This window comes from Sharpea azabuensis DSM 18934 (assembly GCF_000702165.1).
Taxonomy (GTDB): Bacteria; Bacillota_I; Bacilli_A; order Erysipelotrichales; family Coprobacillaceae; genus Sharpea; species Sharpea azabuensis.
In genome coordinates this window covers 1-11,156 of sequence record NZ_JNKU01000059.1, presented here as the reverse complement: position 1 = coordinate 11,156, position 11,156 = coordinate 1, and the positions used below count along the sequence as shown (strand labels likewise).

Genomic DNA, 11,156 nt, shown 5'->3' with positions numbered 1-11,156 from the left:
TATTTGTAACTGGCGGTCTGGACGGGGCTCGAACCCGCGACCTCCGCCGTGACAGGGCGGCATTCTAAACCAGCTGAACTACCAGACCAGCTACGAATAGTAATATATCAGTTATGAGATATGAAGTCAATAAAAAACCTCCGGCTTTCACCGAAGGATATTTGTAACTGGCGGTCTGGACGGGGCTCGAACCCGCGACCTCCGCCGTGACAGGGCGGCATTCTAAACCAGCTGAACTACCAGACCAGGTACGAATAAGAATATACCAAAGTATTGCACATGAGTCAATAAGAAAGTGAGAAAAATATGCGATTAGTTGAAAAAATATGGCTGCAACTCAAGCCGCGTAAAAGATTTGAAAAGAATGTCTTTGCGAACATGCTTCTTGCAACAATAGAAGAAAGCAAGAACTATGTTCAGGTAGGATTCACAACTGAATATGCTGAGCTCATCTACTGGGTCAGGGATCCTTTCAAATATACCAAGACATCCATCTTCTATTATGATGACTATGAAATGGAATCTCTTGTCATTGATGATGTTGAAGGACTTTGTGATTACATCTACCAGCATATGACCTATAAGGACAAACATATTCGCTATCACAACAATGCCTTCCATGGTGGTGATTATGATCATAAGCTCTTTAAGCAGGGAGTACCTTATATCGCTCCACGACCAAGATAATAGCATCTTCCATAATACCTACTAAAATGATATGATAATAGATATTATAGGTAGGTGATCATATGGATATCAAGAAACGTGCTTTCAAGCTTGCCATGCCTGTCATGTTGAGCTATCTCTTTATGTCTCTGGCTTATGGCCTCATGATGCAACAGGCTCATCTTGCCTGGTATTACAGTATTCTTGCAAGCCTACTTATATATACTGGGGCTTTTCAGTATGTCCTCGTTGGCCTGATAACAGCTTCAACGCCAATCATGACAATATTAATAACCGCACTTTTCATGAATGCGAGACTCTTTTTCTATGGGCCAACATTTGCGAAGCTTTTTAAGACAAGCAGGCATTATCTTTACCTGATCCATTCATTTACAGATGAAACTTATGGAATTGACCTAAAAATCTCTGACTCAGAGCAAGAGAAACAAGTTGATATGATGTACTATGTCGCTCTCTTTTCGCAGACAAGCTGGCTTGTTGGCACTCTGCTTGGGGCAACGATTGGGACCATTCTGCCTTTACAATTAAAGGGTGTGGAATTCTGTATGACAGCAATGTTTATCACCATTGTCATTGATCAGTGGGAAAGCCATGACAAGCACTTTCCTACAATCATGTCAGCTGTTGTCGCAATTGTCCTTCTTGGTCTTCTTGGCGGTGGGCAGTTCATGCTGCCGAGCTTACTTGTTTCAACACTTTTGCTGGTGATTTATGATTGGAGGATGAAAGATGAATAAGATCATTATCATTATCATACTTTGTGCACTTCTCACCTTCATCCTTAGAGCAACGCCTTATTTTCTTGTCAACAAGATAGAGCACATGCCTGACTATCTTGAAAAGCTGATTGCTGACTTGCCATTAGTCGTTATGAGCGTTCTGGTTGTCTATTGCTTCAAGGATGCGTTTTTTACAACGCCAGTAAAAAGTCTTCCTGCCCTGATAGCCGGTCTTGTGACTGCTATAAGCTATAAGCTTCATCATAATACGACACTTTCCATCATTCTTGGCACAATTCTCTATATGGGCATTCTACACATCTTGTAGGATGCTTTTTTGTGCAATCTTTTATAGGATAATCCTATAGAACTCAAAATACACAAATTATAATTATGAAATAAACAAAAAATATACTAATATTTACGATATTGGTAAACAAAAATATCTAAAACCTATTGACTTTATGGGTTTTCAAAGTTATAGTATAGTCACTTCAAGAGAAGTAGTCGGGAGGAAAAACAATGACAATTTCATACCATGTAATCCTCTCCTTAGCACGAATGTGTCGGGAGAGAACCGACATAGTCGTCATGCGACATATGTTGTAACCTGAATAAAAAGAAGATACAATATAGATAATAAACAAGGAGAAACAATAATTATGTCAAATAGAAAATATCATTTCGAAACATTAGCATTACACGTAGGTCAGGAAGAAGCTGATCCAGTTACTGATTCAAGAGCAGTGCCTATTTACCAGACTTCATCATTCGTCTTTAAGAATTCAGATCATGCCCAGGCAAGATTTGCCTTGCAGGATGCTGGTAATATCTATGGTCGTTTGACAAACCCAACTACTGATGTCTTTGAAAAGAGAATTGCCGCTTTAGAAGGTGGGGTTGCTGCATTAGCTGTTGCATCCGGTGCTGCTGCTGTGACTTATGCCGTTAAGAACTTAGCCTTTGCCGGTGATCATGTTGTTGCCGCTAAGAATATCTATGGTGGTACATATAACTTATTCGCTCATACACTAAGAGAAGATGGTGTTGAAACAACATTCGTTGATGCGCTTAATCCACAGAATTTCGAAGATGCCATCCAGGATAATACAAAGCTTGTCTTTATTGAAACACTGGGTAATCCAAATTCAGATACAGTTGATATTGAAGCAATTGCTAATATCGCACATAAGCATGGCTTGCCACTTGTCATCGATAATACGTTCGGTACACCATACTTAGTAAGACCAATTGAATATGGTGCAGATGTTGTTGTGCATTCAGCTACTAAGTTCATTGGTGGCCATGGTACAACAATTGGTGGTGTTATTGTCGATGCAGGTAAGTTTGACTGGGCTGCTCATGCTGACAAGTTCCCACAGCTTGTTGAACCAAACCCATCATATCATGGTGTAAGCTTCGCAAAAGATGTTGGTGCAGCTGCTTATGTTACAAGAATTCGTGCTATTCTTTTAAGAGATGAAGGTGCTACATTATCACCATTCCATTCATTCATCTTCTTACAGGGTCTTGAAACATTATCATTACGTGTTGAAAGACAGGTTGAAAATACATTAAAGGTTGTTGAATTCCTCAATAACCATCCACAGGTAGAAAAAGTACATCATCCATCAGTATCCGATGATCCAGAACAACAGCGCCTATATAAGAAATATTTCCCTAATGGTGGTGGATCAATCTTCACATTTGAAATCAAGGGTGATGAAAGAAAGGCAAAAGATTTCATTGATCATCTTGAACTCTTCTCATTACTTGCCAATGTTGCTGATGTGAAATCTCTTGTCATCCATCCAGCTACAACAACACATGCTGAAATGAATGATGAAGAATTAAATTCAGTTGGTATTTATAGAAACTCTATCAGACTTTCTATTGGTACTGAACATATTGATGATATTGTTGGTGACTTATCACAGGCATTTGATGCAGTTAAATAATACACTTGAGAACTGGGCAACCAGTTCTTTTTTTCTGATTTTGGAAAACACTAGAATTATGCCTTTTGTCTATAGTAATCTTGCTTTATAAGCATTGGTAACGATTTCAGAAATTGTTTATTATAATGAAAAAGGAGGTTACGATGATGAAAGATATTAAACCTTGGCTGATTATGGGGGCGTGTTGTGGGCTGGCGGCTAGCTCATTAGGCATATCGATTAATTCCTCAGGGGTGTTCTATGGTGTTGTGGCAGATGACTTAGGCATTATGCGTGGTTCTTTTGCTTTTCATATGACGATTTTCACATTTTTTACTGGCCTAGCTGCCTTTGTGATTCCAGCACTTATGAAGAAGTTTCCCTACAAACTGCTACTTACTCTTTCCGTTGGCCTAGCAGTGCTGGCAACAATAGCTATGGGCTATGTTCATAGTTTACCTGCATTTTATCTTCTTGGGGCTATTCGTGGTATTACGACTTCGATGTTTTCTCTAGTGCCACTTTCGATGATCATCAACAACTGGTTTGAAAAGTCCCATGGCACGGCTATTTCAATTGTCTTTGCCTCAAGCGGCTTAGCGGGCGCCATTGGATCAGCGGTATTAAGTCGTGTCATCAGGGCCACAAGCTGGCAAATGGGATACTTAGCTGCGGGAATCATTATTCTAGTACTCTGTCTACCTGGCATTCTTTTGCCTTTTAAACTCGATCCCTATGAAGAAGGCAAGAAGCCCTATGGTGGAACAACAATGAAAAAGGCTAATAAAACTGTCACTTATGAAAAACAGCATTTTCATTTTTCTAATCCTACTTTTATTGCCTTATTCATAGCTATATTGGCAATAGCCTTCACAACGAGCTTGGCACAGCATTTCCCTGGCTATGCCCAGACAATAAATCTTGGTACAATTGGCGGCCTGATGCTTTCAGCAAGCATGATTGGCAATATTGTCTTTAAGGTTGTCATCGGATTGCTGACTGATGCTTTTGGTGCCTTGAAGAGTGCACTTTGTATGATGCTGATCACGTTAACAGGTTTATCTCTTTTGCTTTTTGTCAGAGTGCCTTTCATGATGGTTGTTGGTGCTTTGATGTTTGGGGCATGCTATAGTGTGGGGGCTGTGGGTGGACCATTGCTGACACATTATTTCTTTAAGGATGAGCTTTATGATACAATCTATCCACCTATCAATTTTATCTCTAATACGGGTGCGGCAATCTCATTGTCAGCTATTGGCTATATTTATGATTTCTTTAAGAGTTATCAAATAGCTTTTGTGATAATCATGATCTTAGTATGTATTGCCATAGCTGCATTATTTCTAAATCGACATAAGAGCTATCGTTAATATGCAATACTATACTTATTATCAAACACCTGATCCTTTTGATGATTTAATAATGGAAAGTGATGGTCAATATCTTACAGCCCTCTCTTTCACTTCTGATCAGGCTTTAGAAAATCAAACAAACGAAGATCTTGAAGTCTTTCAAAAAACACGTAAATGGCTGGATGCCTACTTCAGTCATCATATAGAAACAGAATATCCACCTATTAAACAAGAACATGCCACTGCCTTTCAAAAAGAAGTCTATGAAATTCTCAAAAGCATTCCTTATGGTAAGACGGTGACCTATAAGGACATTGCCAGGAAAATAGCCTCGCAAAGAGGCATAGCTTCGATGAGTGCGCAGGCTGTCGGGCAGGCTGTTGGTTCAAACAGGATTGCCATTATAATCGGCTGCCATCGTGTCATTGGGACAAATGGCAAGCTCACAGGCTATCGGGGTGGACTCAAGAATAAAAAGGCCTTATTGAATCATGAAAAGTCATGATTCTTTTTTCTTAATCACTTATAATAGAGATATGGAGGTTATTGTATGAAGAAATTAGGATTTGGTTTAATGCGTTTGCCTCAATGTGCTGATGGCAGCATTGATTTGGAACAGGTCAAGCACATGGTTGATGATTTTATGGCAGCAGGCTTTACCTACTTTGATACAGCCTATGTCTATGGTGATGGCGCCAGTGAAAAAGCTGCTAAAACTTGCTTGGTCGACCGTTATCCACGAGAAAGCTATCAGATTGCCACAAAGCTGAATGGCTGGATGGGCTGTCATGATGAAGAAAGTGCAAAAAAAGAATTTGAAGTTTCTTTAGAGAGACTGGGCTGTGGATATATTGATTATTATTTATTACATGCGGTTAAGGAAGATAATCTGCATTTCTATAACGACTGGCATTTATGGGACTTCATTAAAGAAAAGAAAGCACAAGGGCTTATAAAGCATATTGGCTTTTCTTATCATGATCAGCCTGAACTCTTAGATCAGCTCTTAAATGAACATCCTGAAGTAGATTTTGTGCAATTGCAGCTTAACTATGCCGATTGGGAAAATCCGGCAGTGAGTTCAAGACGCAATTATGAAGTATGTGTAAAGCATCATAAAAAAGTCATTGTCATGGAACCTATTAAAGGTGGGACTTTAGCTACGCCTGCTCCTAGTGTAGCTGATGTCTTGAAGAAGGCTGAACCTGATATGTCCGTTGCATCCTGGGCGATTCGCTATGTGGCTTCTTTGGAGAATGTGATTGTCGTATTATCAGGCATGAGCAATCAAGAACAGATGGATGATAATATTTCTTATATGCGTGACTTTGTCCCTTTGACTGCACAGGAACAAGAAGTTATCCATCAAGTACAGGATATTATGGCTTCTCTTGACCAGATTCCTTGCACGGCTTGTCATTATTGTACGCCAGGATGTCCAGTTCATATGCCCATACCTGAAATCTTTGAGGCGATGAACCGCAATATTCTTTTTGGCAACAAAGAGAGTGCCATCAAACGCTATCAGCGTGTCACAAAAGAAACAGGGCCAGAAGACTGTATTGCCTGTGGTCAGTGTGAAGCTGCCTGCCCGCAGCATATAGCTATCATTGAGCAGCTAAAACGCACACAGAAAGCTTTTAGCTAACAATGAAAAAGTTTTTTCTCTTAATTCTCACCGCCCTTGTTATTCTTGCAGGCTTTTATGGCTATGATTATTATCATCAGCCAGAAAAAGAAAAACTGCCAGTTATTGTCAAGAATCCCCAAAAAAGAGAACATGACGAAATGAAAGACGTCTATGTCAATATCAGGAATGAACATATTTATGGTCAGGCCTTTATTCCAGCAAGTCCGCAAGGCACCTTGCCGCTATTGATACTATGTCATGGTTTTGGTGGACATTACACAGATCTTATTCCCATTGCGAGAAAATGCATGGCTAATGGCATTGCTGCTTTCTGTTTTGATTTTCGCGGTGGTGCACCGACAAATAAGAGTGATGGCAAAATGGTGGATATGAGCATCAAGACTGAAGAAGAAGACTTGGAAGCCGTCATTGAGACTATGCGCCATTTAGATTTTGTGGATAATGATCGTATTTATCTAGGCGGACATTCTCAAGGTGGCCTTGTTGCCAGCTTAGTTGGGGCGAAGAGGGAAGATATCCAAGGACTCTTTCTAGCAGCTCCAGCCTTCAATATTCCTCGTCTTTTTCGCTTTGTCCCAGTGCCTAAAGAGGGTAAGACTTATCATTTTTTAAATGCTGATGTAGGAAGGAAATATGTTGAGGATGCCAGGAGTATTAAAATCTATGATGATGTAAAGTCTTTTGATAAGACTGTCTTGATCTTTCATGGTGGCAGTGATACCTTGGTCCCCATCCAATATTCAGCTGAAGCAGTAGAGGAGTATAAGCATGCCAGACTGATCAGCTATGAAGATGCGGATCACTTGTTTAATGAACGTTATTTAAATGATATGGCAGATCAGATTATTGCCACAATCAAGAAATGATAATCTTCGGGTTATCATTTTTTATTTGCGAATGATTCGCAAATCTCTTGACAGTTTCTCTAAAACTCTATACACTAACAAATGCAAATGATTCGCAAAAAGAGGAATAATATGAAAGAGTATCATACAAAATATAAAGATCTCATCAAAACCTATGTTGATGAGCATAAGGATTCACGTATATCCGCAGCCGGTATTTATGAAAGCTTTACAGCCCAGGGTATTCAGATCAATCTGGCAACGGTCTACCGTCACCTTGATAAATTAACGGATGAAGGAACGCTCAAGAAATACAAGACGAATAATGCCAAACAATCCTATTACCAGCATGCCTCACCTAAATGTGCCAATCATCTACACTTGCAATGTTCTCGTTGTGGCAAGATCATTCATCTTGATTGTGAATGCATGGATATCATTAATGCGCATATATTAGGAGAACACGGCTTTAAGCTTGATTGTGCTAATTCAGTTTTGACGGGCTTGTGTAAAGAATGCCAGGAGGAAATGCAACATGTTTAAAAAGATACTTGCATGCATTCTTTGTCTTTTCATGGTTGGCTGCAGTACGCAAACGACTTCAACTAGTCATAAAATCAAGGTTGTTACGACAACCTTCCCAAGCTATGATGCTTTAAGAGCAATTATAGGGAATGATCCTGATTATGATCTTCATATGCTTTTAAAGCCAGGGACGGATGCCCATTCCTATGAACCTTCACCAGAAGATATCATCAAGGTCCAGAATGCCGATATGTTTGTCTATACGGGTGGTGACTCGGATACATGGGTCAATGAAATTTTAACGGACAAGAAACATGGCAAAGTCATTAAACTGATGGACTTAGTAGAAAAGCGTGAAGAGGAAGAAGTAGAAGGAATGGAGGAAGAAAAGGATGAAGATCATCACCATGATGATGAAGAAGAGCACGATCATGATCATGAAGGTGAAAAGGAAGAGGAAGTAGAATATGATGAACATGTCTGGACTTCGCTCGCCAATGAACAGATCATCCTCAAAAAACTTTCCAACGCCCTTATAGAAATCGATCCAAAACACCAGGCAACATTAAAAGCCAATACAAATGCCTACATCAAACAAGTTGCTCAACTTGAACAGGAAATCAAAACAATCGTTGATCAGTCAAAGACAAAACAGCTTGTCTTTGGCGATCGCTTCCCACTGCTTTACTTTGTGAAGGAGTATGGACTTGATTACCGTGCGGCTTTTGCTGGATGCTCGGAACAGAGTGAACCAAGTGCCAAGACCTTAAGCTATCTGATTGATTATGTCAGAAAGCATGATGTCAAGATTGTCTTTGCGATTGAACTCTCGAATCAAAATGTAGCTAAAACGATTGCCTCTGAAACAGGGGCAAAGGTCAGAACATTCTATACGATGCATAATGTTTCAGCCAAAGATTACAATAATCATGAAACTTATGTTTCACTGACAAAAAGAAATATAAAAGTATTAAAGGAAGCATTACTATGAATCTCATAAACGTAAATCACTTGACGCTTGGCTATGAACACCAGAAAGTTATCAAAGATCTCTCTTTTACGGTTGAGAAGGGGGACTTCATAACTATTATTGGTGCCAATGGTTCAGGCAAGAGCACGCTTGTCAAAGGCTTGCTTGGTTTAATCAAGCCGATGCAAGGTGATATCCAATATCATATTGATACAAAACAAATTGGCTATATGCCTCAGGAAACAAAGATTGATGCAACATTCCCAGCCAGTGTTGAAGAAATCGTGCTTTCAGGCACTCTAAATCGTCTTGGCCATCGTCCTTTCTATGGCAAGAAGGAAAGAAAGCTCGCTGATGACTCATTAGCCCTTCTCGATATCCTAGATTTAAAGAAAAAAAGCTTTGCCGACCTGTCAGGCGGACAACGCCAGAAAGTCCTTCTTTCAAGAGCACTGAGCGCAACACGTGAGCTCTTGATTCTTGATGAACCTTCGAATAATCTTGACTTTTCTAGCCGTGAAGAATTCTACAAGATCATTCATCGCTTGAATAAAGAAGAAGGTATCACAATCTTGATGATTACCCACGATCTTGATATGCATGCGATTGCTGGCAATAAGATTATTGCCTTTGAAGATCAGGAAATCTTTGTCGGAAAGATTGAAGACTATAGGAGGAAGATGCATGAATCTCTTTAGTATGTTTCAATATACATTTTTATTAAGGGCATTTATTGTTGGACTGTTGATTACGCTAGCAGCTTCACTTCTTGGTGTCTCGCTTGTCTTAAGGCGTAATGCGATGATCAGTGATGGTTTATCCCATGTTTCTTTTGGTGCATTCGCCATTGCGACAGTAGCCAATATTGCCCCTATACAGTTTGCGATACCTGTTGCCATTGTGGCTTCGGTACTGATTTTAAAACTCAATGAAAACAACAAGCTCCATGGCGATGGCGCGATTGCCCTGCTTTCAAGCTCAGCTCTTGCCATTGGCATTATGGTCATTTCTGTCACAAAGGGGATTAACACTGATGTGAATAACTATCTCTTTGGCTCTATTTTGTCCTTGTCGACAAATGATGTCATAGTGTCAGTTGTCTTATCGCTCGTCGTACTCTTATTGTTTATTTTCTCTTACAACAAGATCTTTGCCTTGACTTTTGATCAGAGCTTTGCGAAGAGCACGGGTACGAATGTCGAATTCTATAATATTATTCTCGCTATTTTATGTTCGATTACCATCGTACTTGGCATGCGTATGATGGGAGCCTTGTTGATATCTGCCCTGACCATTTTCCCAACACTTACAACCATGCAGGTTTATAAGAGCTTTAAGCAGGTTGTCATTGCCAGCAGTATTGTCGGCATGATCTGCTTTGTGATTGGCTTATCGATTTCCTATCTCTATGCCACACCTTCAGGCGCATCGATTGTCATCGTCAATCTTGTTGCCTTTATTCTCTTTAAGCTGATTGCCTTGTTCAGGCAGGCAAAGGGCTAAATATCAGCTTTCCATTTAATTAATGAAGCAATGACTGAAACAACATAGTTGTGGTCATTGTTTTTATTTTCATTGTAGGCATAGTAGGCACCATAGATATAGTAGGTGAGGATAATATTGATTTCCTGGTTGTTGCGATATTCAGGATGCAGGGAAAAGACAAGTTCCTGTAAGGTCTTTAATATCTTGTGGGGCAGCTGGGAACTGCGTGAATCGGCAAAGAGAATCGAAATCTTTTCATTTTCCTTACTGAAAGCATCAAAGAGCTGCTTGGTGAAGGACTGGGGATCCTTAATAATGCTTTCAGGATCATCTAGGGAGTTCTTGATATTTTCCACCATCTCATCTTCAAGCTGTTCGCTTAAATCATAAATGTCATGATAGTAGACATAAAAGGTGGACTTGTTGATGTCGGCTTTCTTGCATAATTCAACAACGCTGATTTTCTCAATTGGTTTATGCTTACGTAGTTCAAGAAAAGTTTCGATGATATATTTCTGGCTTTTAGGCATTTTCATAGCGACCTCCGACAATATTAGAAAAGTGTCTAAAAATAGATGGTTATCTATTTTTGATGGATGTAAAACGGTTACACTTCAATTATTATAATAATAGATTAGACATGTGTCTATAAAGAGGTGATTTACTATCAGTAGTCAAGGGTATATTTTGATTTGTTTATCTTAGAAGCACAAAAAGAGGTTCGAGGAACCTCAAAAAAATTTATAGTGACGAAAAACAGTTTATCTCAATTTGCTCTGATCAAAATCCAGGTCATTTTTTTCAAGAGTATATATCGTTCTGATTAGTTTTTTCGCGACATGTGAAAGTGCTACACGAAAGAATTTCCCTTCGTTCATTTTCTTCAGTTTATATTCATATACTACAGGATTATGCAACGCAAAGGAATCTGCGCAGCGCATCAGTACACATCTAAGTGCAGAAGAACCATGCTTAACCATACGGC

General features: G+C 39.5%; 13 protein-coding genes, 2 tRNA genes and 1 pseudogene. 12 read left to right on the top strand and 4 right to left on the bottom strand.

Translation table 11 applies throughout. The features are described 5' to 3' along the window. Positions 1-10: 10 nt before the first annotated feature. Both T529_RS0110715 and T529_RS0110710 read right to left on the bottom strand, forming a co-directional pair. A tRNA-Asp gene (locus tag T529_RS0110715) sits at positions 11-88 on the bottom strand. 80 nt (positions 89-168) lie between these two features. Continuing rightward, positions 169-246 (bottom strand) — tRNA-Asp (locus tag T529_RS0110710). Positions 247-306: 60 nt separating this feature from the next. On the opposite strand from T529_RS0110710, the gene T529_RS0110705 reads away from it, so the two are divergent. The 12 genes from T529_RS0110705 to T529_RS0110650 all read left to right on the top strand — a co-directional run bounded on the left by T529_RS0110705 (position 307) and on the right by T529_RS0110650 (position 10,189). Then, positions 307-687, top strand: a complete 381-nt coding sequence (locus T529_RS0110705; protein WP_033163604.1) for a hypothetical protein — start codon at positions 307-309, stop codon at positions 685-687. Positions 688-749: 62 nt separating this feature from the next. Beyond that, positions 750-1,424 (top strand): AzlC family ABC transporter permease, encoded by a 675-nt coding sequence (locus T529_RS0110700; protein WP_033163603.1) that lies wholly within the window; start codon positions 750-752, stop codon positions 1,422-1,424. After that, positions 1,417-1,734 (top strand): AzlD domain-containing protein, encoded by a 318-nt coding sequence (locus T529_RS0110695; RefSeq protein ID WP_033163602.1) that lies wholly within the window; start codon positions 1,417-1,419, stop codon positions 1,732-1,734. Before T529_RS0110700 ends, T529_RS0110695 begins: the two co-directional genes overlap by 8 nt. A 334-nt stretch (positions 1,735-2,068) precedes the next feature. Continuing rightward, positions 2,069-3,364 (top strand): O-acetylhomoserine aminocarboxypropyltransferase/cysteine synthase family protein, encoded by a 1,296-nt coding sequence (locus T529_RS0110690; RefSeq protein WP_033163601.1) that lies wholly within the window; start codon positions 2,069-2,071, stop codon positions 3,362-3,364. Positions 3,365-3,507: 143 nt separating this feature from the next. Next, entirely contained in the window at positions 3,508-4,713 is a 1,206-nt protein-coding gene (locus T529_RS0110685) for an MFS transporter (RefSeq protein WP_051646975.1), read from the top strand. 1 nt (position 4,714) lies between these two features. Next, entirely contained in the window at positions 4,715-5,200 is a 486-nt protein-coding gene (locus tag T529_RS0110680) for a methylated-DNA--[protein]-cysteine S-methyltransferase (protein ID WP_033163600.1), read from the top strand. Positions 5,201-5,245: 45 nt separating this feature from the next. Beyond that, complete coding sequence (locus tag T529_RS0110675; RefSeq protein WP_033163599.1) at positions 5,246-6,343, top strand: aldo/keto reductase; 1,098 nt, start codon at positions 5,246-5,248, stop codon at positions 6,341-6,343. Positions 6,344-6,345: 2 nt separating this feature from the next. Then, positions 6,346-7,212 carry an alpha/beta hydrolase gene (locus T529_RS0110670; protein ID WP_051646974.1) on the top strand — a complete coding sequence of 289 codons (867 nt, stop codon included), beginning with the start codon at positions 6,346-6,348 and terminating at the stop codon, positions 7,210-7,212. Between the two features lie 111 nt (positions 7,213-7,323). Continuing rightward, the gene (locus T529_RS0110665; RefSeq protein ID WP_033163598.1) at positions 7,324-7,734 is read left to right on the top strand and encodes a Fur family transcriptional regulator; all 411 of its coding nucleotides are present in this window, start codon (positions 7,324-7,326) and stop codon (positions 7,732-7,734) included. Further along, entirely contained in the window at positions 7,727-8,707 is a 981-nt protein-coding gene (locus T529_RS0110660; RefSeq protein ID WP_033163597.1) for a metal ABC transporter substrate-binding protein, read from the top strand. The genes T529_RS0110665 and T529_RS0110660 overlap by 8 nt, the downstream gene beginning before the upstream one ends. Then, positions 8,704-9,384 (top strand): metal ABC transporter ATP-binding protein, encoded by a 681-nt coding sequence (locus T529_RS0110655; RefSeq protein WP_033163596.1) that lies wholly within the window; start codon positions 8,704-8,706, stop codon positions 9,382-9,384. The genes T529_RS0110660 and T529_RS0110655 overlap by 4 nt, the downstream gene beginning before the upstream one ends. After that, positions 9,371-10,189 carry a metal ABC transporter permease gene (locus T529_RS0110650; RefSeq protein WP_033163595.1) on the top strand — a complete coding sequence of 273 codons (819 nt, stop codon included), beginning with the start codon at positions 9,371-9,373 and terminating at the stop codon, positions 10,187-10,189. The genes T529_RS0110655 and T529_RS0110650 overlap by 14 nt, the downstream gene beginning before the upstream one ends. Here the strand turns inward: T529_RS0110650 and T529_RS0110645 are convergent. Beyond that, positions 10,186-10,707: a TetR/AcrR family transcriptional regulator gene (locus T529_RS0110645; protein WP_051646973.1), complete on the bottom strand. Its 522-nt coding sequence runs from the start codon at positions 10,705-10,707 to the stop codon at positions 10,186-10,188. The two genes, T529_RS0110650 and T529_RS0110645, sit on opposite strands and share 4 nt — an antisense overlap. A gap of 225 nt (positions 10,708-10,932) precedes the next feature. Beyond that, positions 10,933-11,156 (bottom strand): annotated as a pseudogene (locus T529_RS13540) (hypothetical protein); the annotation flags it as partial.